Source organism: Blastopirellula sp. J2-11, from assembly GCF_024584705.1.
Classification (GTDB): Bacteria; Planctomycetota; Planctomycetia; order Pirellulales; family Pirellulaceae; genus Blastopirellula.
On the sequence record NZ_CP097384.1, the window covers coordinates 5,462,876 to 5,487,029 of the forward strand.

19 protein-coding genes are annotated in these 24,154 nt (G+C 56.3%); 13 read left to right on the top strand and 6 right to left on the bottom strand.

What is annotated here, in order from left to right:
- The first annotated feature begins 3 nt into the window (after positions 1–3).
- Positions 4–1,131: a hypothetical protein gene (locus M4951_RS21560; protein WP_262023686.1), complete on the top strand. Its 1,128-nt coding sequence runs from the start codon at positions 4–6 to the stop codon at positions 1,129–1,131.
- 92 nt (positions 1,132–1,223) lie between these two features.
- On the opposite strand, the gene M4951_RS21565 is transcribed toward M4951_RS21560, so the two are convergent.
- The gene (locus M4951_RS21565) at positions 1,224–3,338 is read right to left on the bottom strand and encodes a glutamine synthetase III (RefSeq protein WP_410050443.1); all 2,115 of its coding nucleotides are present in this window, start codon (positions 3,336–3,338) and stop codon (positions 1,224–1,226) included.
- Between the two features lie 391 nt (positions 3,339–3,729).
- On the bottom strand, positions 3,730–4,584 hold the full coding sequence (locus M4951_RS21570; protein WP_262023688.1) for a porin family protein: 855 nt from the start codon (positions 4,582–4,584) through the stop codon (positions 3,730–3,732).
- 257 nt (positions 4,585–4,841) lie between these two features.
- Here M4951_RS21570 and M4951_RS21575 point away from each other — a divergent pair, with 257 nt between their 5' ends.
- From M4951_RS21575 to larA, 6 genes are all read left to right on the top strand, one after another.
- Entirely contained in the window at positions 4,842–5,474 is a 633-nt protein-coding gene (locus M4951_RS21575; RefSeq protein WP_262023689.1) for a ClpP family protease, read from the top strand.
- Positions 5,475–5,528: 54 nt separating this feature from the next.
- On the top strand, positions 5,529–6,119 hold the full coding sequence (gene clpP, locus M4951_RS21580; RefSeq protein ID WP_002655422.1) for an ATP-dependent Clp endopeptidase proteolytic subunit ClpP: 591 nt from the start codon (positions 5,529–5,531) through the stop codon (positions 6,117–6,119).
- A gap of 49 nt (positions 6,120–6,168) precedes the next feature.
- A complete protein-coding gene (locus M4951_RS21585) occupies positions 6,169–7,335 on the top strand; it encodes a tetratricopeptide repeat protein (protein ID WP_262023690.1) in 1,167 nt (388 codons plus the stop codon).
- Between the two features lie 135 nt (positions 7,336–7,470).
- Complete coding sequence (locus M4951_RS21590) at positions 7,471–8,349, top strand: serine/threonine-protein kinase (RefSeq protein ID WP_262023691.1); 879 nt, start codon at positions 7,471–7,473, stop codon at positions 8,347–8,349.
- A 131-nt stretch (positions 8,350–8,480) separates the two neighbouring features.
- Positions 8,481–8,681, top strand: coding sequence for a small basic protein (locus M4951_RS21595; protein ID WP_262023692.1), 201 nt, complete (start codon positions 8,481–8,483; stop codon positions 8,679–8,681).
- A 132-nt stretch (positions 8,682–8,813) separates the two neighbouring features.
- Positions 8,814–10,085, top strand: a complete 1,272-nt coding sequence (larA, locus tag M4951_RS21600; protein WP_262023693.1) for a nickel-dependent lactate racemase — start codon at positions 8,814–8,816, stop codon at positions 10,083–10,085.
- 1 nt (position 10,086) lies between these two features.
- Here larA and M4951_RS21605 read toward each other — a convergent pair whose 3' ends face one another.
- Positions 10,087–11,088 carry a hypothetical protein gene (locus M4951_RS21605; protein WP_262023694.1) on the bottom strand — a complete coding sequence of 334 codons (1,002 nt, stop codon included), beginning with the start codon at positions 11,086–11,088 and terminating at the stop codon, positions 10,087–10,089.
- A gap of 134 nt (positions 11,089–11,222) precedes the next feature.
- Here M4951_RS21605 and epmA point away from each other — a divergent pair, with 134 nt between their 5' ends.
- The 4 genes from epmA to M4951_RS21625 all read left to right on the top strand — a co-directional run bounded on the left by epmA (position 11,223) and on the right by M4951_RS21625 (position 15,546).
- Positions 11,223–12,221: an EF-P lysine aminoacylase EpmA gene (gene epmA, locus M4951_RS21610; RefSeq protein WP_262023695.1), complete on the top strand. Its 999-nt coding sequence runs from the start codon at positions 11,223–11,225 to the stop codon at positions 12,219–12,221.
- A gap of 82 nt (positions 12,222–12,303) precedes the next feature.
- Positions 12,304–13,155: a hypothetical protein gene (locus tag M4951_RS21615; RefSeq protein WP_262023696.1), complete on the top strand. Its 852-nt coding sequence runs from the start codon at positions 12,304–12,306 to the stop codon at positions 13,153–13,155.
- A 135-nt stretch (positions 13,156–13,290) separates the two neighbouring features.
- Positions 13,291–14,715 (top strand): class II fumarate hydratase, encoded by a 1,425-nt coding sequence (locus M4951_RS21620; protein WP_262023697.1) that lies wholly within the window; start codon positions 13,291–13,293, stop codon positions 14,713–14,715.
- 84 nt (positions 14,716–14,799) lie between these two features.
- Positions 14,800–15,546, top strand: coding sequence for a hypothetical protein (locus tag M4951_RS21625; RefSeq protein ID WP_262023698.1), 747 nt, complete (start codon positions 14,800–14,802; stop codon positions 15,544–15,546).
- Here the strand turns inward: M4951_RS21625 and M4951_RS21630 are convergent.
- The 3 genes from M4951_RS21630 to M4951_RS21640 form a co-directional block, all read right to left on the bottom strand.
- On the bottom strand, positions 15,543–16,025 hold the full coding sequence (locus tag M4951_RS21630) for a hypothetical protein (RefSeq protein ID WP_262023699.1): 483 nt from the start codon (positions 16,023–16,025) through the stop codon (positions 15,543–15,545). The genes M4951_RS21625 and M4951_RS21630 overlap by 4 nt on opposite strands.
- Complete coding sequence (locus M4951_RS21635) at positions 16,006–16,425, bottom strand: DUF423 domain-containing protein (RefSeq protein ID WP_262023700.1); 420 nt, start codon at positions 16,423–16,425, stop codon at positions 16,006–16,008. Before M4951_RS21635 ends, M4951_RS21630 begins: the two co-directional genes overlap by 20 nt.
- Before the next feature lie 140 nt (positions 16,426–16,565).
- Entirely contained in the window at positions 16,566–20,576 is a 4,011-nt protein-coding gene (locus M4951_RS21640) for a type II secretion system protein GspD (RefSeq protein ID WP_262023701.1), read from the bottom strand.
- Between the two features lie 527 nt (positions 20,577–21,103).
- Here M4951_RS21640 and M4951_RS21645 point away from each other — a divergent pair.
- Together M4951_RS21645 and M4951_RS21650 are read left to right on the top strand one after the other, a co-directional pair.
- Positions 21,104–22,264, top strand: a complete 1,161-nt coding sequence (locus tag M4951_RS21645) for a transglutaminase-like domain-containing protein (RefSeq protein ID WP_262023702.1) — start codon at positions 21,104–21,106, stop codon at positions 22,262–22,264.
- A gap of 78 nt (positions 22,265–22,342) precedes the next feature.
- Positions 22,343–24,106 (top strand): arylsulfatase, encoded by a 1,764-nt coding sequence (locus M4951_RS21650; protein WP_262023703.1) that lies wholly within the window; start codon positions 22,343–22,345, stop codon positions 24,104–24,106.
- Positions 24,107–24,154 lie beyond the last annotated feature (48 nt).

Genomic DNA, 24,154 nt, shown 5'->3' on the forward strand with positions numbered 1-24,154 from the left:
ACGATGAACAGCCCTGCGAGCGACAATCCGTTTCAATCGCCGGCGGCGCCCAGCGGCCCGGTGTCGAACGAAGAAGCGATCGTCGCCGAGGGAATCTTCAGCTCTGCGGACTGGGACAATTCGTACCTTCTTACATTATTCAACCGTGGGACGGTGAAGTTTCTGCTGCTGACGATTCTCCTCCCCAGCATTCTTTTCCTTTTCATCACAGGAACGACGCTAGGCAAAATCATCCTAATGCTGATCCTGATGCTGATCCTGTTGTGCCTCCTGGTTGTTGCGATGTCCGCATTGGTGGGATTGTCGTATTGGTGCAATACCCAATGGCGAACAACTCGACGCCGCCTCGCGGAAAACCCAGAGCCGCGGCAAATCACGATTTCCTCTGCGGGAATTCGTGTTGAAACACCGACAGGTACGCAACAATATCGCTGGTCGGAGTTTTCAGGCCTCGCATCGAATCAAAAAGTCATCGTGCTTACTTTGCGGATAGGCGTGATAGTGATGACGCCTTCGCATTTTTTTGAAAGCAAAGCCGCCTATCAAGCCGCCCTACGGAATATTTCCGCCTACATGCTATCTGCGGCGCCCGACAACCGGCATGAAACGGCAGTCGCAGCAATCGATTCTGTTCCAAACGATGAGGACGGAGCGATTGTCGGCAGCGGCGAGCTCTCTTGGCAAGAAGCAAAGAATTCTTATTGGCATATCGCTTGGAAAAGTTTGCTTGTGTATCTGGTTCTCTTCGTAACTGCCTCGGGAATCGGTCTCACAATCGCCATACAGGCGTGGTTCCGTTCTGAGCCCTTCCTGTTCACGCCTGAGACTGCTGTTTGGTCCGCGGCCGCGGGATCCATCGCGTGGATCAGTTGGCAGTCCTTTCGAACCCTCCGCAATTGGTACCGTGATCAAGTCGTAGGCGTCATCGAGCGCTGGACCATCACCGATATTGATTTGACCTGCACTTCGCCGAGAGAGCGAATGAAATATCGGTGGAACGAAATGACCAAGACATACGTGCAGCCAGAGCGAATCATCCTGATCCATCGACAGTTTGGCGCGATCCAACTTCCACGCCGTTTCTTCGCCTCGGACGAAGATTGGCGGCAAGTGGTCGACTGGGCGGCGTGATGCATAATTTATCGCTGCGCGCAAAAAAAGTCGGCCGCCAGATTTCTCTCGCGGCCGACGTTCATTTTATCCTCAGGCAAACGAAGGTTCGCTTACTTGACGAACAGCATTTCCTGGTAGGTCGGCAGCGGCCAGATATCGTCGGCCACAATGCCTTCCAGATCATCCGCGGCGGCGCGAACGACCAGCATCGCCGGCAATACGGTGTCGCAGAGGTAGCGAGCTTCTTCTTTAAGGTCCGCAAAACCGTGCTTCGCCAATTTGACTTCCAGGTCGGCGGTGCCGTCCTGCAAGTCTTTGACCAGGCTCGTGACCTTGTCGAGCGTGTTGGTGTCGAAATCGTAACCCAGCATCTTCAGGTTGGCGCAAGTCGAAGCGAGTTCGCCTTGATAGCGGACCGCCGCGGGGAAGATCAGCGTGCGGGCCATCTCGATCATCAACGCGCCTTCGACGGCGATCGTCTTGCAGTACTGCTCCAGATAGGTCTCCATCCGGCTTTCCAGCTCACGTTCGCTCAGAACGTTGTACTTGGAGAACAGGGCTTTGACTTCCGGCGATTCCAGACCCGGCAAAGCGTCGGCCGACGTTTTGCGGTTCACCAGACCACGCTTCTCGGCTTCGGCGTGCCATTCTTCCGAGTATCCGTCGCCGTTGAAGACAACCGAGCCATGCTCCGTGATGATGTCGGTCAACAGCTTCTGCAAAGCGGCGTTCAGTTTCGACGGGTCGCCGCCGGTCGCTTCTTCCAACTGCGTAGCGCAGAAGTCGAGCGAATCGGCCACGATCGTGTTCATTGCAACCAAGGGGCCGGCAATCGACTGCCCCGAACCGACCGCACGGAATTCAAACCGGTTGCCAGTAAAAGCGAACGGGCTGGTGCGGTTGCGGTCGCCGGCGTCTTTCGGCAGCGGCGGCAACGTATCGACGCCGACGGTCAACGTTCCCTTCGGAATCGACGAGCTGGCGCCCCCCTGCTTGATTTGATCAAAGACGTCCATCAGTTGATCGCCGAGGAAGATCGAGATGATCGCCGGAGGAGCTTCGTTGGCGCCCAAGCGGTGATCATTGCCGGCGGTTGCGACAACCGCACGAAGCAATCCCTGATACTTGTGCACGCCGCGGATCACGGCCGCACAGAACAACAGGAACTTGGCGTTCTCGTGCGGGGTATCGCCTGGATCAAGCAAGTTGCCCTGCGTTTTGCTTCCCATCGACCAGTTGACGTGCTTGCCAGAACCGTTGACGCCGGCGAACGGCTTCTCGTGCATCAAGCAGGTCATGCCGTACTTCTCAGCGACGCGACGCATCATGGTCATTGTCAGTTGCTGATGGTCGGTCGCCACGTTGGCGAACTCAAACATCGGCGCGATTTCGTACTGCGACGGCGCGACTTCGTTATGACGGGTTTTGACCGGCACGCCGAGCTTGAACAGTTCGCGTTCGACTTCCAGCATGAAAGCGAGCACGCGATCCGGAATGGCGCCGAAGTAATGATCATCAAACTCTTGGCCCTTCGGCGGCTTGGCGCCAAACAGCGTACGACCGGCGTTGAGCAGGTCGGGACGAGCGAAGAAGAAGTTGCGATCGATCAGGAAGTATTCCTGCTCGGGACCGGCCGTCGACGAAACCAGAGCGCCATCATCGTAACCGAACAGCTTCAGCACGCGCTGAGCTTGGACGTTCAACGCCTGCATCGAACGCAGAACCGGCGTCTTCTTGTCGAGCGCTTCGCCGGTCCAAGAGACGAACGCGGTCGGAATGCAAAGAGTCGTACCGTTGTCATTCTCCAAGATGTAAGCCGGGCTGGTGACGTCCCAAATGGTGTAACCGCGGGCTTCAAACGTGGCGCGAATACCGCCGGTCGGGAAACTCGAACCATCTGGTTCGCCCTGGATCAGCTGAGCGCCGCTGAATTCGGCGACGGCGCTGCCTTCGCCGTCCGGAGTCAGAAAACTATCGTGCTTTTCAGCCGTAGCGCCGGTCAACGGATAGAAGACGTGGGCGTAGTGAGTCGCACCCTTTTCGATCGCCCAATCTTTCATCGCCGAAGCGACGATGTCAGCGGCCGTCGGATCCAGCTTTTGACCCGCTTCCATCGTTTTCATCACCGATTTGAAAACCGGCTTCGGCAACCGGGCTTTCATTTCCGATTTGCCAAAAACGTTCGCGCCGTAGAGATCTTGGGTGGTCGTCTCGATGAAGTTCATCGGGGGATTGGCGGGCTTGTAATTGGTGACCGCCGAGATCGCCGCCATGCGAGGCGAACCACCGATCGTCACCGAGCTGCCCGAGACGGCGTAACTGCCGTTGGCTTTTTCTTTTGACGTGCTGCTCACTACAAATAGCCTTAAATTAGAGAGAGAGGGTAGGGGCTAGGCGAAAACGAAAGAGGGCGCCCCACAGTCGATTTTGCCAAAAATTTAATCCGGCACAAACCTGCTCGTCGAGCAGGGACGCACCGGAATCTTTAAGTCGCCAAGAAACAGCAAATTTTGCGCCAGAGCTAGCAGGTCGTTTTTTTCCGAGATTTGGACAATGTGACGGCCTGCAACGCCGAATTCGCGCGCAACGAGTGCCTAGAAATACCGCATTTGGCGCCTACTGGGTATAGCTCCAGTGGCTACCGCCAAATCGATATTCGATCCCGGTAGTAAACGAGAAATTGTGCGTCGTCGAGACGTCACCCGATCCAAACGCGATGTTGTCCATCAATTCGCAGCGAAAAGCGAGCCAAGGACGAAAATAATGCTTCAAACCGATCCCAATAGGTAAAGAAAAATTGGTTTGATCGCGATTAACGCCGTTCACATCGTCATACCCATAATAGGTAGCTCCCAACCCCAACGCTGCGTAGGGGCGCCAAGTCGAGTCGCCCCAAGGATAATACAGCAGATTGGTGTCAAACATCATCAGCTGAGCACTACCATCAAGCAGCGGATTGGACGCATAGCTGAGCTTGCCGTCACCATAGGCGAAGCGAATTTCGGTTCCCCAGTAATGATCAAAATCATAGCCCAGGCGAATCCCTTGAATCAGCGTGCTGCGGAGCAAAATCTCGTTTCGCTCTAGATCGTTGGTCTCGACCACCCCAAACAGATAATCAAAGTGATAAGGGCGATTTCGCCAACTTGTCCCGTAAAGCGGTTGCCCCACTCCTTGATGCCGCGCGGGATCGTCAGGATTGGAGTGATAAAATCCAAATCTCTCGTAGATTGCCTGCCGAGGTATTTCGCCGTCATGAATCCAAGCCGGCGCGGCGCCTTCGGTACCGGTGGACCTGGTCTGAAAACTCCCAAACTGGGAGAAATCGTGCCCCTGAGGGCCTAGCTTTGTCGCACTGGTGGGAACCGGCGCAGCTGCAGAAACCGCTTCCTGTGCGCATGAAATGGCCGTGATCACGAAAAAAGTCGCAATCGCTAGCATCTGGACGGCAAATTGGGAGCTTCGGCGCATAGACTTCGTTTCTTCACCAAAAGGGCGGCGGATTGTGATAATTTCGCCGGCGTGCGTCAAGATGAAGTAGGTAGCGCGGCTGTGAAAAGAGTGCCGGTTACGCCGACCATCGATGTGAAAATGCGCAAGCTGGCGGCGTGCTTGGGGAGATCCCACGGTTGTCTTACGACGCGACTTCGAGAAAATAGAAATCAGCCCCGCGACGCTCGTGTCGATCGGCGGGGAGCGACCCGTCTCTAGAGAAGGATCTTTGTGCAATGAACACGCCGTTTTCGGATTTTCGCTCCCCATCGGCAATGGCTTACGCCGAGTACCAACGTCAGCGTCAAATGACGCTAGGCGACCTGTTGCTAGAAAATCGGATCGTCTTTCTGCAAGGCGAAATTCACGACGGCAACGCCAACGAACTGGTGATGAAGCTTTTGTATCTGCAAAGTGAGAATCGCCGGAAGCCGATTAACTTTTACATCAACTCGCCCGGCGGCAGCGTCACCTCGACGATGGCCATCTACGACACGATGAAAGTGGTCTCCTGCCCGGTCTCGACCTACTGCGTAGGTTTGGCCGCATCGGGCGGAGCGGTGCTGTTGGCCGGCGGAGAAGCGGGCAAACGCTTCATTCTGCCGCACGCCAAGGTCATGATTCACCAACCCCACGGCGGCGTCGGCGGCCAGATTTCCGATATCGAAATCCAAGCCGACGAAATTCTCAAGACCCGCGATGTGCTGAACCAAGTCTTGGCCGATCACTGCAAGCAACCGATTGAAAAAATCGCGAAAGACACCGATCGCGACTTTTACCTGGACGCCAACGCCGCGAAGGCATATGGCATCGTCGACGAAATTTTGACCAAGCCGCCCGGCGAATCAGGCGACGAAGACGACGCCTAATCGCAATCGCCGCGGCTTTTATCCAGTCATATTCCCGAACGGAGTTTCCCTACGATGCCTTTGATTCCTTACGTCGTTGAAAAGAGCGGACGCGAAGAGCGCGTCTACGATATCTATAGCCGACTGCTGAAAGACCGAATCATCTTCCTGGGCACCCAGGTCAACGATGAAATGGCGAACTGTATTGTCGCGCAGATGTTGTTTCTGCAGTCCGAAGATCCGGCCGCAGACATCCATTTGTACGTCAACTCGCCAGGCGGCAGCGTCAGCGCCGGCATGGCGATTTATGACACCATGCAGTTTATTACCTGCGATGTGGCGACCTACTGCATCGGTCAGGCCGCGTCGATGGGCGCCGTGCTTTTGACCGCTGGCGCCGCCGGCAAACGCCACGCATTGCCCAATGCGCGCGTCATGATTCACCAACCGTTGGCCGGCATGCAAGGAACCGCGGAAGAAATCTTGATCCATGCGACCGAGTTCAAGCGGATCAAACATCGCCTGAATGAAATCTTGATCAAGCACACCGGTCACACGATCGACCGAATTGAGAAAGATACCGATCGCGATCGTTTCATGTCGGCGGAAGAGTCGTGTGAATATGGTCTGATCGATCATGTCATCGAAAAGATGCCGGGCAAATAAGCCTGACACGCTTTGGAAAATGGCCCTGACGGCCGACTTAGTTCAAGCTATGACGCAATTGCACGACACCGCGGCGACGTTTACTGGTCGCCGCGTGGCGTTTCTTGGCAAGTTGGCCGGCATGTCTCGCAAAGACGCTTCCGCCCTGTTGGCCGCCGCCGGCGCCAAAGCGGTGGAGCGCCCGACCGTCGACATCGACTTGCTGGTGATCGGCGAAAACGACTTGCCAATCTTCGGCGAAATTGATTTCCCCTCCGCCGCGATCCAACAAGCGGCGGCGGATGGGCGGATCGAGATCATCCAAGAGACGACCCTCTGGGAGCGGCTCGGCTTGCTCGAAACGCAGCAGCGGATCCAACGTCTTTATACGCCAGCGATGTTGGCCGATCTGCTCGGCGTCTCCAAAGCGATCATTCGTCGCTGGCAACGCCGCGGCCTGATTCAGCCGGTCCGCGAAGTCCGCAAACTTCCCTATTTCGACATCCGCGAAGTCGCCACGGCGCAGCGACTCGCCCAACTGCTCGCCGCCGGTACTTCGGCCGATCATATCGAACGACAACTTGCATCGCTGCAAAACTTGTCGAGTTGCGTGGATCGTCCGCTTGAGCAACTTTCGATCATCGTCGAAGGCCGCAACGTTCTGCTTCGTCAAGGCGAAGGACTGATCGAGCCGGGGGGACAAATGCGGATCGATTTTGAGAAGCTAGAGCCTGATTGGCTTCCTGAACTGACCGAAAACGCCTCCTCGACGCCACGTCGTACGCCTGCGGCGCTGGTGGACTTGGCGGCCGAGTATGAAGACGCCGGGCGATTTGACGCGGCTGTCGAAGCGTTGGAAGCCGCGGCTACCGACATGGAAGAGTCGGCCGAACTCTACTTTCAGCTTGCCGAACTCTACTATCGCAGCGGCAAGGCCGAACGAGCGATCGAACGATACGCCGCCGCGATTGATTGCGAGCCTGAATTCGTCGAAGCCCGCAGCAATCTGGCTTGTACGCTGGTCGAATTGGGCAAACTCGACGAAGCGGTCACCCAATTTCAGGCCGCAATTGCGATTTATCCCGATTATTTTGACGCACAATATCATCTGGCCCGCCTGCTAGACCAAATGGGACGCGGGAACGAAGCGACCGCCCATTGGGAAGCCTGCCGCTTTTTGGCGCCCGACGACGCACTGCAGGACGAGGCGGCCGAGCGACTTGCTGCGCGGCGGTAACGCCGCAATCTTGCCCCCGAGTCATTCCCCACTTAAAGTGGTAAATGGAACAGACAACAGGCGCACGGCGACCAGGCCAGCGGTCGCACATCCCGGGCGCTGCTATACCTTTCGCCGCTCTTAGGCATTGCCCCCATGAAGCTACTCGACAAGTTGGCGGCGCTCTTCAAGTCGAACCGACTCGATATTCCGGCTCGTTTTGAGCGAATTCGCGAGTCGATTACCGGCACGATGAGCGAATTTATGGTGGTGCGCGAACACTCGACTGGTCGCGTCTACGGCCTGAAAATTCTCGACAAAGAGAAACAGGAATTTTTTGACTCCCGTTTTTCAGGGCTCAAACGCCCCTGTGAAGGCCAAATTGCCTGCGGCATGAAACACCCCAACATCGCCGAAGCCTACGAACATGGCTTGCTGGTCAACGGCCAGCAGTATGTGCTGATGGAAATGGTGGAGGGGCGCGGACTCCAGGCGATGTGCAACGACCATGATCCGCACCTGGAAGGGGAACAGCTAAATCTGCTGCGGCAAATGGCGGAATCTTTGGCCTACGTTCACGAACAGGGATATATCCACCGCGATATTTGTTCCCGCAATTTCATCGTTTCTCGCGACGGCAAAACGGTGAAACTGATCGATTTCGGTCTCAGCTTACCGGCCAAGCCCGAATTCATGACCGCAGGCAACCGCACCGGCACCCCCAACTATATGTCTCCTGAGATCGTTCGCCGCCGGCCGACCGATCAGCGGTCCGACATCTTTGCTTTTGGCGTAACCGCTTACCGACTATGCGCTTACGAGCTTCCCTGGATCGCCCAAACCGGCACCGGAAAAGACGCTCTGCAGCACGATACGATTGCGCCTCGCAATATCACCGCGTTTCGCCCTTACATTGACCCTCGGTTAGCGAAAGCGATTCATAGCTGCATTCAGGTCAATCCGAAGGATCGTCCCCAGACGATGCGCGACTTTTTGACGCTGATCATGGGGATCAAAGAGATCGATACGCGATAGGGCTCCGTAGGAACCGTAGCTATTGGCCCTTGTCGCGGCCGCAGAAATCGATAAACTGGGAAGTTTCCACGCGACCAATTGACGGCTCTAGAAGATGATTCGGGCCGTTTCCTTATACCGGAGATAGAACCGTGACCATCGACAAAAGCTTGAAAGTGAAGCGCGGCGGCATTTCGTCTCGCAGCGTTTTGACCCGCGTTGAACGCCTCGAACAGATGCGCAAAGCCGGCAAATTCAATCCCGAGACCGACTCGCCGATCGGCATTCCGAAGACGCGCGTCATCAAAATCTCGATGAAGAAAAAGAAGAAGGCGAAAGAGGAAGCGACCTAGTCGTTTCGTTCTGCAATCGCACACTCGAAAAAGCCTGGACCGCCGCGTTCGGGCTTTTTTTGTGCGCCCAGCGAATAGTGGTAGAATTCAAGCGTCCCTCTTTTTTGATCCCGCCCCTAAGATAGTGCCCGCATGAAGGTCAAGTTGGAGTATGGTCGTAATGGCTTGGTCGCTGAGATCCCCGATAACGGCAATGTCCGCACGCTCGCTTACAAAGATGCTCCGCCGCTGGCCGACCCCAAAGCGTCGCTACTAGAAGTCTTGACACAACCTCAGGCAACCGCGCCGCTGGCCAAGCTGGCCCAAGGGAAAAAGGACGCCTGCATCGTAATCTGCGACATCACGCGTCCCGTCCCCAACGAAATCATCCTGCGGCCGACGCTGGAGATCCTGGAAGGCGCCGGCATCCCTCGCGACAAGATTGTCATCCTCAACGCGACCGGGCTTCATCGTCCCAATCACGGCGAAGAACTGGTCGAGATGGTCGGGCAACATATCGTCGACAACTACCGGATCGAAAACCACTTCGGCGAGAACCGGGACGAACATGCCTATCTGGGCGAAAGCCCCAACGGCGTGCCGATCTGGATCGACCGGCGCTATGTCGAAGCTGACCTAAAGATCACTGTCGGCTTGATCGAGCCTCACTTCATGGCCGGCTTCTCCGGCGGGCGCAAATTGATCTGTCCCGGCATCGCGCACATCGACACGATTCGCGCCTGGCACTCCCCTCGCTTTCTGGAACATGAAAACGCGACGATGGGTTGCCTGGTCGATAATCCGGTTCATTTCGAGAACACTTCGATCGCTCAAACCGCAGGCTGCGACTTTATCATCAACGTGGTGATCGACGCGCATCGCCGGCCATTAAAATTTGTCGCCGGCGACATGATCGCCGCGTTTGAAGAAGGGGTCGAATTTGTCCGCGATGTCGTCGTCGATACGCTCGATCAGCCGGCAGATATCGTCGTCACCAGCAGCGCCGGCTATCCGTTGGATACGACCTTCTATCAATCGGTAAAAGCGATGGTCGCCGCCGCCAAAGTCGTGAAGAAGGGAGGCACGATCATCGTCGCCGCCAGCCTCACCGAAGGGATCGGCAGCCCGCCGTTTACTTCGCTCTTTAGCCAGTACGACAGTCTCGATGCGTTCATGACCGCGATCCTGGATCCCGATTGCTTTGTGATGGATCAGTGGCAATTAGAAGAACTCGCCAAAGCGGCGCGTCAGGCGAAGATCGTCATGGTTTCTGAAGGCATCCCGGCCGAGCGGCTGAGTCAACTGTTTGTGGAGCCGGCGACAAGTGTGGAAGCGGCGATGGAAAGTGCGCTGATCGAGCATGGCGAAGATGCGTCGATCGCGGTGATTCCGAAAGGGCCTTATGTGTTGGCGCAATTGGCGTGACTTAGCCGGTCTTGGAATGGGTTTCTGCGATTCGTAGTTCTTCTGCCAACGTCGCCCATTGATCGGCTGCTCGATTAATCGGAAAGCGGTTGGCTTGTATCCAAGCCGCCAATAAAAAGCCTGCGAAAAGAACCAACGCTCCCATGATCCCCGCAGCAAGCAATGCAGACTCGCCAATCGCAACGTAGCCGGAGACATTCGATCGGAACGCTGTGATTGCGCCCAACATGAAGCCGCCCACGATGTTTATCAGCAACATACAGAGGGGCAACCACCAATTGGCGATCGTGTTTTTCGGCCGAACTTCCCCGCCCGGCGGAAGGACCATTCTGGCGAACGCCAACAACGTCAACATTGACAGCGGAATCGCCACGGCAAGTTCCCAATGCGTAGACACTACGGCAGCGATTCCGCCGTCGAGCAGAGAGAGGGGAATCACCCAAAACCAATTTCTGTCGAACAGGCGCCGCGTCATTAAAAACTCGCCCTGCTGGGGTTCTCGATTTTGCCGATGCCAGGCATCGAGCCAGTCGAGATTCTTTTGGCAAAACTGCGGCCAATGTCGCTGGCGTTCTTCCGGAATGCTGCTTCGTAAAAAACGATAGAGACGCAAACGTTGCTCGCGGTCTGAAGTTCTACCCGGTTGAAGTTGCAGGCCATCGTCCGTCCAGAGCACGATACCATCCCAGTGCGACCAATCGATTTTCGCGACCGACGATGTAGGTAAGCGGATCTCCTTTTTTTCCCGCACGACCAAGAGCGAGTCTTGATCAAACTCGATCATCGCCCAATGTTGAATGGCGAAATGACAAATCAGACACGTGCCGAACAAGCACGCGCCGATCAAAAGGACCAGCGGTAAAAAGCGTTCCAATTCGCCATAATTGTCGGCGAGCAGCAATGCCGTGAGCGTTGCAAAGGGAACGAGGAAAAACCCCCACCTCGAAATCGCGCGCTCGCCATAGCGCGGGTCGTAGAGTCCCTGCTTTATTGACTTGCTCATGTCGCTCTCAAATTCTGGCAATTTCCTGTTATTCGCTCTACAGTCGCGTTTATTAGCCAGCAGCTTGCCAACGACATTTAAAGTAAACTAGTGTTCCATCACCGCATTTTCCTTCGCCGCCAATTTAGCCGCCGATGACGCCTGACGTTTCCGCCAGCCATGCAGATTGGCGACCTACCTGTTCGCTTGAACTGCTCCATGCGCGGAGTGAGCTGCTGCAACAAGTGCGTCAGTTCTTCCTAACACGCGACTTTCTGGAAGTCGAAACCCCGCTCCTCTCCCACGATAGCGTGATCGATCGTCACTTGGATCCGCTCAGCGTGACGCTGTTCCCCGATCCCCGTCGTCCGGAGGAAGGGAAAAAACTGTGGCTGCAAACGTCGCCCGAGTTTGGGATGAAGCGGCTGTTGGCGGCCGGCGCGACTTCGATCTTTCAAATCAGCAAAGCGTTTCGCGGCGCGGAAGTGGGTGAGCGGCACAATATCGAATTCACGATGCTCGAATGGTATCGTGTCGGCGATGACTACGCGGCCGGACGCCAACTGCTGGCCGATTTGGCCGGCGAAATCTTGGGCGCCAACGTCGAGATGCTGACATATGCAGCAGCGTTTCAGCAGCATCTGGGGGTCGATCCGCATCGCGCCAGCGGAAACGAACTGCTGTCGGTCGCATTGCAAAGTAAAGTTCCGACTCCGGACTCGTACGACGGATCGGATCGCGACTTGTTGTTAGAGTTGTTGTTGACCGAGCTGATCGAGCCCCACTTGGGCGCCGCGGCTCCGACGATCTTGTATGACTATCCCGCATCGCAGGCCGCTTTGGCGCAAGTCAGCCGCGGCGATCCGCCGGTCGCCGAAAGATTTGAGTTGTATGTGCACGGCATGGAACTCGCCAACGGCTATCATGAATTACTGGATGCGAAACTTTTAAGAGAGCGAAATCAGAAGAACAACCAGGCCCGCAGTGAGGATGGCAAACATCGGTTGCCAGAAGCGAGTCGCCTGTTGGACGCGATGGAATATGGCCTGCCTGCTTGTAGCGGTACGGCGCTGGGCATGGATCGCTTGTTAATGGTTAAGACCGGTGCAAGGTCGCTCGCAGACGTATTATCGTTTCCGATCGATCGCGCGTAAACGGCTGGCCGCGGGCAATTTGAAGTTGCGGTATTTCGACCTTGTTTTTGATCAATAAACCACGCGCCACTGGGCGGCTCCTATGAAAAAAATCCCGATCGTCTCGCGCGAATACAAAGTGATGCTCGAACCGAAAAAGTTCGTGGATCTCGACGAGGCGGTGACTCAGTTTTGGGTCGACCTTTGCTTTTTCGCGCATGGCAACTCGCGCGACGCCGTGCAAACGGCGTCGCTGCAACTGACGGAAGAGCGGGAGATCGTCTTTCTTGATTCGCCGGATCATGAACTACGGTTGCTGCATGGACATGTGCTTCGCCGGCGACAAACGTGCGGCGGCAAAACGGCCGAGTACACGCTGAAGATGCGCGACGTCGATCGGTATGTCGCCTCGGGCGCCGATGTTGCAGCGGCGAAAAAAGTGAAGCACAAGCAAAAGTTGGAAGAAGATCTCCTCTTGCTTTCGAGCGACCACAGCAGGTCGCTGATCCAACATAGTCGCTTTTCGCACAGCGGCGTCGCGATTGTCAAAAGCAGTCGCGATACGCCGGCCGACGTCTCTGGGGCCGCCCGGTTGTTCCCTGGGCTCAAGCAGCTGCCGTGGAGCGAAAAAAAGCGGAAGCAGATCCCCCTTTGCGTGGTGAATGACTTTCGTCCCCATGAACGCGTTTATCGCGGCGCCGAGTTCATTTTTGGCGATAAAAAGGGGGAACGCGTCCAAGCGGAAGTCGCGGTGATCCTGTGGACCGCCGGCAGAGCAGGGGAGGTGATCGCCGCTGAATTTTCGTTCCGATACGGCGATCGCCGCGAACGCTATCCGGCCGCGGCGGCGGAAATGGCGAAAGACTTTTTTGAAGCGACTGCTCAACTTTCGGCTTGGGTCCGTCCCGCCGCTCCCACCAAAACGGCGATCGCCTATGGGGCCAGCGATAAGTAAATTGCGACCTTGGTCTCGTGAGATTTGCTTCGCCGCCGGTTTTCGGTTCCCGTCGTCAAAGGTAAGATGACGGCAATCAGGCCGAGTTTTTCTGTCGCCTGGCGATTCAGCCCCCATCTCTTGGAAATCCGCCACATGTCCGAATATCGCATCGAAAAAGACTCGATGGGAGACGTTAAGGTCCCCGCGAAGGCATACTACGGCGCCCAAACGCAACGGGCCGTCGAGAACTTTCCGATCTCGGGCTGGACGTTGCCGCCGGCTTTGATTCACGCGATGGGCTGGGTCAAACATGCCTGCGCCGTCGCCAATCGCGACTTGGGCAAACTGACCGGCACCGGCAAAAATCCACTCTCCGACCAACAGGTCGAAGCGCTGTTGAACGCCGCGATTGAAGTTCGCGAAGGAAAATATGACGGCGAGTTTCCGATCGACGTCTTCCAGACCGGCTCCGGCACTTCCAGCAACATGAACGTCAACGAGGTGATCAGCAATCGCGCGATCGAGATCCTCGGCGGAGACCGCTTCGTCCAGGCGAAGCCGGTTCATCCCAACGACCATGTCAACATGGGCCAAAGCACCAACGATACGTTTCCCACCGCAATTCATGTCGCCGTCGCGATGCAGATCGAAAATCATCTGCTGCCGGCGCTCGAAAATCTGCATGAGTCGCTCTCCAAAAAAGCGATGGAGTGGGACAAGATCATCAAGATCGGCCGCACCCACTTGATGGACGCGACGCCGCTGCGACTAGGGCAAGAGTTTGGCGGATTCGCTCGACAGATCGAGTTGTCCATCGAACGTGCCCGCGTTGCGCAAGACGCCGTTTTGGAGCTTCCCGTCGGCGGCACGGCGGTCGGCACCGGCATCAATACGCATCCTGAATTCTCGAAACGAGTCGCCGTCGAACTGGCGACCGGCACCGGCATTCCATTTGTCGAAGCGGTCAATCACTTTGAGGCCAACGCACAGCGTGACGGCCTGGTGCAATGCCACGGCATTTTGAAGACGATCGCCAATACGCTGTTCAACGTCTCCAACAACATCCGTTGGCTCGGCAGCGGCCCGCGTTGCGGATTCTTTGAAGTCGTGCTTCCCGATCGGCAGCCCGGCAGTTCGATCATGCCCGGCAAGGTGAACCCGGTCATGTGTGAAAGCATGATGCAGGTTTGTGCCCGAGTGATCGGCAATGACGGCACGATCACCATGAGCGGCGCCACCGGCGGCAATTTCCAATTGAACATCATGATGCCGGTGATGGGGCAAACGACGCTGGAAAGCATTCGCTTGTTAGCCTCATCGTGCGACGCCTTTGTCGAATTCTGCAGCGATGGGCTCGAAGCGAACGAAGAAGCGTGCAACGCATCGGTCGAGCAAAGCTTGTCAATGTGCACCAGCTTGAACCCGCTGATCGGCTACGACAAAGCGGCCGCCATGGCGAAAGAAGCGTTCAAATCGGGCAAGACGATTCGCGAACTTGCGAAAGAGCAGGGGGAGATCGCCGAAACGGATCTGAACAAGGCGCTCGACCCGTGGCGCATGACCTTCCCACACGAATAATCGTTAACCAGCTGGTTTTGCCGAACCAAACGTCCCGACATACGGTAATGAGTTATGTTACTCGGCCGATTCGGGACTTTTTTTATGCCGCAACTGCGACAATTCGCAGCTCTCGTGACGCTATTGCTAGCGGCGGCGCCGGTCTACGCCGAGCCCAACGCGTTTCTGTCAGGCGTAGCGAAGTGGATCGCCCTGGAAAATATTCCCCCAACCTATAGCGACGATCGCAAGTGGGGCGGGCAAAAGGATTTCACCAAAGGGGTGAAATTCCGGGGCAGTTTCAAAGACTTTCGAGTCGAGCGACGTAAGAAGCCGGAGAATCACGGCACTTGGAAACGGTATCACGTACAGATCATCCATCCAACGGACGATATCCAAGTCGAAGTCGATTCGCTCGACGTCCAAGGGGACAAGATCACCACGCGGCTCAGCGTCATCGTGAAAGTCACCGCCGAAGCCGAACTGCAAGAATGGAACCGCGGCGTTCGCCTGATGGGGATCTCGGCCGTCGCCGACGCGACGATTCGGATGACGCTCGACTGCGAGACCAAAGTCAAATGGAACACGCTCGGGCTGCTCATCTCGGGCGAGTTACAACCGCAAGTCACCGCCGCCGATCTCACCATGCTGCAATTTGAACTCCAGCGAGTCGGCTTGGCCAACGGCCAATTGATCGAAAAGCTGGGGCACGAACTGAAAGACGAAGTCGCGGAGAAGATCGAAAGCTACGAGCCCAAGCTGGTCGAAAAAGCGAACAAGACGCTCGATAAAGAGATCGCCAAGGGACGCTTGAAATTTGATCTGGAACAATGGGTGCGTCAGCAATTTTAAGCCGTCTCAGGTTCCTGATCCGTCTTCACGTTAGGTTGCTGCTTTACCAGAGTAGCGCCCAGCGCCGCGAGCGGCAGATACAGCAGCAAATCGACATAACCAAACCAAGCGGGATGCGGGATGTCTTGCAAATTCAGAGCCCCGGCGGCAAGCGTCAGCGATCCGACAATCAATGCCGCCGTATACCGGAAGGGACGAGCAATCGCCGCAGCAATCCAACCCGCGACCAAACTGTGTGCGCCATGGGCCGCCAAGGCAAACAGAAACGCTCCCATCGGCAAGCCGCCGATGAACTGGGCGACGGCGGCCTGATCGTTCCAGTCCATTCCATCCGGCGGAACATAGAACAGGAGCGACGTCAGCACGATCATTAGGTTGACCAGCGAGCCGGTCAAAAATCCGGCAAAGACGCCGATAATGATCCAAAAAATCGTCTTCCCATTCAGCATTGCAAACTCGCTATTCTGCGTCGGAGCCATGCGGTCGAGCCTGCAATCCGGCAACGATGAAAGCTCCCCATCCGATCAAATAGGCCATGCCGCCAAAAGGTACGATCATCGCCAGCGATTCGTTTTGGGTGAACGCCAACGCGTACAGCGTTCCAGAAAAGGCGAGGATGCCGGCGAAGAAGCACAGAGCCGAGAAGATCGCGGCGATTCTGCCTCGATCGCTGGCCAACAACAGCACGCCGACGCCGATCAGCGCCGCCGCATGATACATCTGATAGCGCACGCCGATTTCCAGTCGCTCTCGTGGTTTCTCGACATCGATAATTTTCTGGGCCTCGAGATGCGCCTGCAGCGAGTGATCACCCATTGCGCCGGCCGCGACGCCGGTCAGACCGCTCAGCGCCGCCAACACGAGAACAAACTTCGCCATGATTCCGCCCTTTGAAGAAGTAAATTGTCTGGCCCCAGTTTACACGAAATTGGACGAGCGCAAAAAGACGCCGCCGCAGTCGCACTACAAGAGTGCGACTAACGGCGGCCGGAGGTCACGCTTCTTCCAATTTCTGTCGGCTAGCCGCCTATGTCGCCCAAGCCAAGTTTTTCTTCTTCTTCTTCCTGAATGATGATTCGCGGAGTCACCATCATCATCAAGCTTTGCGTCGAGCGACCGATACCAACGTTGCGGAACAAGCGGTTGATGTAAGGCAGTTTGCTCACAATCGGCACGCCCGCTTCGCGACGTTCTTCGCTCAAGCGTTTGATACCGCCCAAGAGCACCGTACCGCCGTCGGGAACGCTGACCGTGGTGGTCACCGTGATAATCGAGAACTCCGGTTGTTGAACCGTCGTACCGGTCATCTGTTCTTCTTCGTTGTCGGTGGTCGTACCGCCGTCCGCCGCATCCGGATCTTCCACCGTTGAATCGGCTCGTGAGGAGGTCGTTCCCTCGAAGGTGAACGTGTCCACTTCGCCGATCTGGCTGAACATCGGAACCAGCGTCAAGCGTACAAAGCGACGATCGGCGGAAACAACCGCTTGGACCGTTAGCGAAGTGCCTTCGTTAAGCACCACGATCACCGGCTGTTGAGCCGCCGCAAAGTCGCCCACCACCGGCGTAACGCTGGTGACGAACGGACGCTGCGTCGAGTCAGTGACGAAGGCCGTTTGACCGTTGAACAACGTGACTTTCGGAGCTTGCATTACGTTCGACCGCAAGTCGCTTTGGGCGGCCTGCATGACGAAGAACGCTTCAATGTCGCTCAACATGGCGAAGCCGAAGCTGCCGCCGATCGAACCCGCCGCAGCACCGAGACCGCCGATGGCAGGCACCGTATTGCCGAAGCTGTTCTGTGAGAAGGACAAGTCGAGATCGGAGGTCGGGTTACCCGTTTGATCCAAACCGATCGTAATACTCGGGCTACCGTCGCTTCCGCGATTGGTGCCGATGCCGGAGGTGTTGTCTTTGATGTCGAGATCGAAGTCGATACCGATACGTTCAAAGAAGTTGTCGTTCAACGTGATGAAGCGAACTTCGATCGTCACCTGCAAGTCTTGCAGACGTCGCAGTTGCTCTAACAAGTCGGCGATCTTGTCGTGAACTTCCTGCGTCTGGCTGACAACCAGGCTCAGGTTGGTCGCGAAAGGTGAGACGGCGCCGGGGCCCCCCAATTCTTCCCACGACTCCGGTTCGATCGTCGTGGTGATCAACTGAATCAGCGAGTCAAAGTCGGGCTGAACGCCGCCGCCCATGCCGCCAGGACCGCCCATGCCGGGGAAACCGAAATTACCACCCTGCGGCGTGCCTGACTGAACCTGACCGCTCCCCATTCCCACGCCGGGGATGAGTCCCGGCGGCAGATTTTGTCCCAGCACTCCACCGTTCGTATTTCCGCCGCCGCCGGCGAATGTGCCCATGCCGTTGGCCGCCGGCAACGATTGAACGCCGCCGTAACCGATCGTTTCGTAAGCCGATTTCAAGGCGCCAGCCAAACCAAGGTTGTAGCTCGGCATGAAGTTCGGAATCGGAATCACCAGGTCCGCTACCTGATAAGTCTGTTGAATCATCTTACGGCTGCGGAACGATTCGCCGGTGATTTTCAGGGCTTCCCCTTCGATCACATACGCCAGGCGAAGCGGCTGCAGGATATGCAACAAAGCGCTTTCCAGGCGAACCGGCGTGTTCATGTTAATCGTAATTTCATGGCTCGGGGTCACCCCTTCGCTGCGCAGGCCTGCTTCATCAATGATGATGTTGATCCCGACGACGCTGGCCAGCGTGTCGACGACCGTTTGCAGCGGCTGCTTATTGAACTTCAAGTCGACCGGAGCTTTGAGAGCTTTGCGAATGCGAATCTCATCGTCGGTCATCTGAGCCGTACGTGCGTCATACTTCTTACGCGACGCGGTCAGTTCTTTCCATTGTTGAGCATCGGAGAAGGTGATCGGATTTCGGTCGTCGTAAGGAATGGCCGATTCTTCCGTACTCATCATCGCGTTGATAAAGCCCGATTCCTTCTTATCCGCCAAAATCATGTTGTTGTGCATCCGGCGAGCCGTCTTCGCTTTCCACAACATGTTTTGCACGATCGGTTCGTTCGGAGCAATTTCGCGGGCCTGACGAGCCAGAACTTCCGCTTCTTCCCAACGCAACTGATCCATCAACTCGTTGAACTGATCCGTAATCTTGACCAAGCGTCCTTCGATTTCGACCTTGATTTGGCGGTTCTCGCTGATTGATTCGTCAATCGCGCGATTCTGCTCATCCAGTTCGATTTGAGCTCGGTTGATCTCGATATAGTTCTTCAGCCCTTCCGAGCTGCGATCGATGCGAGCCAGCAACTGATCTTTCACTTTGGAATCAACCGCCGAATCGGCGACCCGCTGGCGCACTTGCACCAACAATTCCAAAGCCCCCTTCGGATTGCTTTCACGCATGCGGTCGGCGTTCGACTGTTCGCGAGTCACCTCGGCGAACAACTGACGCTGCAGAACTTGCTGTTCGGCGTCGACAGCTTCCAGCGGCGAAGGAGCGCTGCTGGTTTGCTGAACTTCTCGGCCGAGCGGCTGCGTGCTGTAGCGTAGATAGTCTTGCAAACGCTGACGACTTTGCGGATCCAGCGAATCTTTATGCTTCCAGGCCGCCTCAAACATTTGACGAGCGCGAACCTTGTCCCCCATCTTCAGAGCAAGTTCGCCGTCGCCCATCAGCTGGAAGCCGGGATTATCGCCGCCTGCATTCCATTCGGCGTTCATGTTGGCGCCGGCGGGAACGTTGCGAGATTCGTCAAATTCCGGTTGATAGATGCTTTGCGACCCGGCGAATCCGGCCGTCGCTTCGCCTGAAGCCAGGCGAACGCCGCCGCGGGCGCGATCCAACTCCATCATCATGATTTCAGGACGCAGATCGCCTGCAACGTATTCGCGAGGATTGACCCGAATGCCTTTGGATTGTTCAAAGTACATTTCGGCGGCGGCCAAGTTGCCCCCGTCCATCGCGGCTTTGGCTTGCGCCAAAACGGCTTGCTGTTGATCGTGTGCCGAAGCTCCAGCCGGTACATTGGCCGGCGGAATATTTCGCATCGGAGCGGCGCCGACGTTCTGCGAACGACGCGCGATTTCGCTTTTCAACTGATCCGGCGTAAAGCGAGCTTCGCTGTAGTCGCCCCCCAACTGTTCGGCCTGGCGAATCAATCGCTCGGCGTCACCCAGTTGATCGTAGGCGATCAGTCCCGCCGCTTGTTCCAGCATGACAGCCGAGAACATCTTGCCCGCCTGAGGTCCCGGAGGATTTCGGTAGACCGTTTCGGTGCGATGAATCAGCTCGTCAATTTTTTCCGGAGAATCTTGGCCGGCCGGGAAGATCACACCCAAGCTGCGAGCCTGATCGACCAGGCGGCGTGCGACCGCCATGTTGCTGCGAGCCAGTTCAAGCCGTGCGTCTAGCATCAACTTTTTCGCGGCGTCAGGGCCAGACGATTGGAAGCTGCTAGGACCAAATTGATTCGCATAAGGATTGTCAACGGAAGAAGGCTCGGCGACCGGCGGCGTTCGCGTCGGTGCGCTTTGCGGCATCAGCATGCTCGGCTGAATGCCGGCCGTGATCAAGTCTTCGCGAAGACTTTCGGTGTTGTAGGCGCCGGGAGCGAACTTAAAGTCCAGCTTGGCGGCCTTGTGATACAGTTCGACCGCAGCCAGCGATTGGCCATTGGCCAGAGCTGTGCGTGCCTGACCGATCAAGGTCTCCGCTTCCAATTGAGGATTGCCTCGCATGGCGGCGGTTAGCTCGTTTTGCCCAGGCAGTTTTGCGAAGCGTAACTCCTCCAGCGCGGCTTTCGCCTTCGCCGGAGTGTCGCGAAACTTGTCATACAGAGGATCGTTCGGCGTTTGGAACTGCGAAGCGCCGTTGATCAACGACTCCGCTTGATCCAAGTCGCCGTGTCGCATCGCCTGCCGAGCATCGCGAAGCATTTCTTGCTGTTTTCGCAGGTCGACTTGATTGCCGAAGTCCTGTGCCTTGGCGCTGGACCACATGAGTGCGGTCGCAACCAGGCAATACGTCAACGATTTCACGGCGGAATTCAACGCGACTCTCCTTGTCTGATTGAAATGATTGGGGCGTTCAACCGCCCGCCAAATCATCTGAGGAATTCCATTTTCCATCTGTTTATCTCACGCCCCCAAGTGCGACTTGCTTTCCGTCCCGCAACATCCGGCAAATCGGCCCATTTCCCACCGTCGTGGATCCACGCGGATCTCGACGACCGACGGAACATTTCCGTACGGGTCCTGGTAGCGGTGGGGTTAATTACGGATTATCTCTAACCGCGTCAAGCTCAACTTCTGCGCAATCGATACAGATTCCCGCGTAATTGACGACGAGGTTGCTAGCAAATTTCCAGGCCCATTTCTGGCGCCCAGCATTCGCCGCAGGTAAATACCGGCGATCCGCCTTCCAGCACAAGGCCAGTTTCCTCGATTTTTGCGACCGCTCAGCGCGGCGATGCTTCCCTGCAGGCAATTCATTCGCTCCGTTTGAAGCGAATTGCGGCGATGATTACAATGATCGTTTGAATGTCTCTTTGTCACGTGATCGCCAAGAGTCCCACCGTATGCGGATTTTCATCTTTCTCTTCACGCTCTATTTCTCCCTGGTTTCCGCCGCCGCAGCTGCCGAGCCAACGCTCTCTCGCGTCACTCTCGATCCCGCCCAGCCGTATCAGGCCGATCGTAGTGAATCGGTTGAGTACGATGTCGATTTTTCGCTTGTCGTGACTCCGCCGTATCACACGCACAAGTTGAAAGTCTGGGTTCCGATTCCACCGACGAACCACAGTCAAGAAGTAGAAAAAAACGACTGGTCTACCTTTCCGCTCGAAGTCGTCCCGACGATCCACGTCGAACCCAAATATGGCAACAAGTTCGCCTACTTTGAATTCGACGATCCGCAGGGCGCCCAGATCATTCGCCATCGCTTCCATGCCAAGGTCTGGCAATTGGAGTGGAAGATCGATCCGCAGCAGATTTGCTCGGTCGATGCCTGGCCTGAAGCCTTCACGCGATATTGCCGTGGTGAAACCCAGGCAGTCGTCGTGGATCAGCGATTCCACCAACTCGTCTCGCAAATACTTCCAGATCGCGGCAATCCATTGGAGGACATGGAAACGGTGATGGACTACGTGATCCGTGATTTCAAATACGACCACGTAGACGCTTCGCTTCAGGCAAGTTCGCTGCATGCAATGGCCAATCATCACGGGCACTGCAGCGACTATCACGGCTTTTGCGCTTCTATGGGCAGGGCGCTCGGCTACCCGACGCGAGTCACCTATGGGATTTCGCTCTTTCCAAAGAATTCACCGTCGCATTGCAAGCTCGAAGCCTATCTGCCGCCGTATGGCTGGGTTAGTTTCGATGTTTCCGAAACGCAAAAGTTGCTCGCAGCAATCAAGCAAGACGAAGTGCTGAGCGTTGGAGAGCGAGATCGCTTGCTCGCTGCGGCCAAATCGCGACTGTTGAGCGGCTTTCGCGAGAATACCTGGCTGATGCAAACGCAAGGAACGGACTACGAATTGGCGCCGCAGGGAATCGGCCGCGTCCCGGTTGTTCGCACCGCTTATGTCGAAGCGGATGGCGTTGCGTTGCCAGAGCCTGATCCGGCGAATCGAGAAAAGAAGGAATTTGCGTGGATGACGGCTCACAAGTACAGTGCGGACCGCCCGATCACCAATGGGTTCAAAGATCGCAAGCCATTGAAGGCTTACATCAAGTAGAAAACGGAGGCGCGTGCATTGGCGTTTTTTCTGGGTAAACTAGACGTAACTTCCCCGCCTCCTATCGATCGACGCCTTATGAATGCACGCCTCATCTTCGCAACGTTGTCTCTGTTGCTCGCACTCACTTCGTGGAGCCAAGCCGAACGGCGTCCGAACGTCGTCGTCTTTCTGGCCGACGATCAAGGCTGGGGCGACCTGAGCTATCAGGGCAATAAGAATCTGGCGACTCCCCATATCGACGCGATCGCCCAGCAAGGCGCCTCGTTTGATTGGTTCTACGTTTGCAGCTTGTGCGCACCGACGCGGGCCGAATTTTTGACGGCGCGGTTTCATGCTCGCGGCGGCGTTCGCGGCGTTTCGACTGGTCAGGAGCGTCTGAACGTGGATGAACAAACGTTTGTTGAAGCGTTTCGGGATGCTGGTTACGCGACCGCCGCCTTTGGCAAATGGCACAACGGAACGCAGTTCCCCTATCATCCGAACGCGCGCGGATTTGATGAGTTCTGCGGGTTTTGCTCCGGACATTGGGGGAACTATTTTGATCCGTTGTTGGAACACAACAACCAACTGATCCGCGGCGAGGGGTTTATTGTCGATGATCTGACCAATCGAGCCATCCAGTTCATCGAGCGTCATCAAGACGAACCGTTCTTGTGTTACGTGCCGTTCAACACGCCTCACTCGCCGATGCAGGTTCCCGACAAGTTTTACGACAAATTCGCCGATGTCGACGTCGAGATGCGAAATCGTGATCCCGAGAAAGAGGACATGGCGATGACCCGCGCCGCTCTGGCGATGTGCGAAAACATCGACTGGAATGTCGGCCGTGTCCTGCAAAAGCTCGACGACTTAAAACTGACCGACGACACCATCGTAGTTTATTTCTCGGATAATGGTCCCAACAGCTGGCGTTGGAACGGCGGGATGAAGGGGCGAAAGGGTTCTACCGATGAAGGAGGCGTTCGCTCTCCGCTCTTCATTCGCTGGCCCGGTCATATCGCCACCGGAGTCAAAATTGAGCAAGTCGCCGGCGCTATCGATCTGGGACCAACGCTCGCCGACCTGGCAGGCGTCAAGTTTCAGCCGAAAAAGCAACTCGATGGTCGCAGTCTCTCAACGCTGCTGCTGGGTCAGGCAACGAAGCTGCCCGAACGTTACCTGTTTTCGATCCGCATCAATAAATGGAAAAACGTCAGCGTCCGCTCTCAGCGATTTCGGCTCGATTCGGCAGGCCATCTCTACGAGATCGCCAATGATATCGGCCAACAGAAGAATGTCGCCGCGCAAAACCAAGACGTGGTTAGCGAATTAACGAAGGCCGCCGATCAATTCCGCCGTGAAATCGCCACGCAGATGGAGGCCCAAACTCGACCGTTTACAGTCGGTTTTGCGCCCCTTACGCAATTACCGGCAAGAGACGGCAAGCCGCACGGAAATATCCGTCGCAGCGCTCCAGCGCCCAATTGTTCGTACTTCACCGGTTGGAAGAGTGCGGACGATAAAATGACTTGGGATATAGAGATCGGTCAAGCCGGCAAATACGAACCGATTGTCTATTATGCGGCCCCCAAGAGCGTGGTCGGAACGACGCTTCAACTTCGCTTCGCAGGTCAAAAGTCGACCGGCGAGATCCATGCGCCGCATGATCCGCCTGCCTACGGCCCCGAACTGGATCGCGCGTCGCGCGGCAGCGAATCACCGGTAAAAGACTTTACTCCGCTCTCATTAGGGGTTCTTGAACTGCCGGCTGGGACCGGCGAACTGACCCTCTCTGCGCCGGATCTGACCTCCAGCCAAGGGCCTGAAATCCGAATGCTGTTGCTGCGTCGAATTCCTTAAGATTCGCGGAGCCCCGTGAACTTCAGCTTTCTTTCGATCGCATGCGCG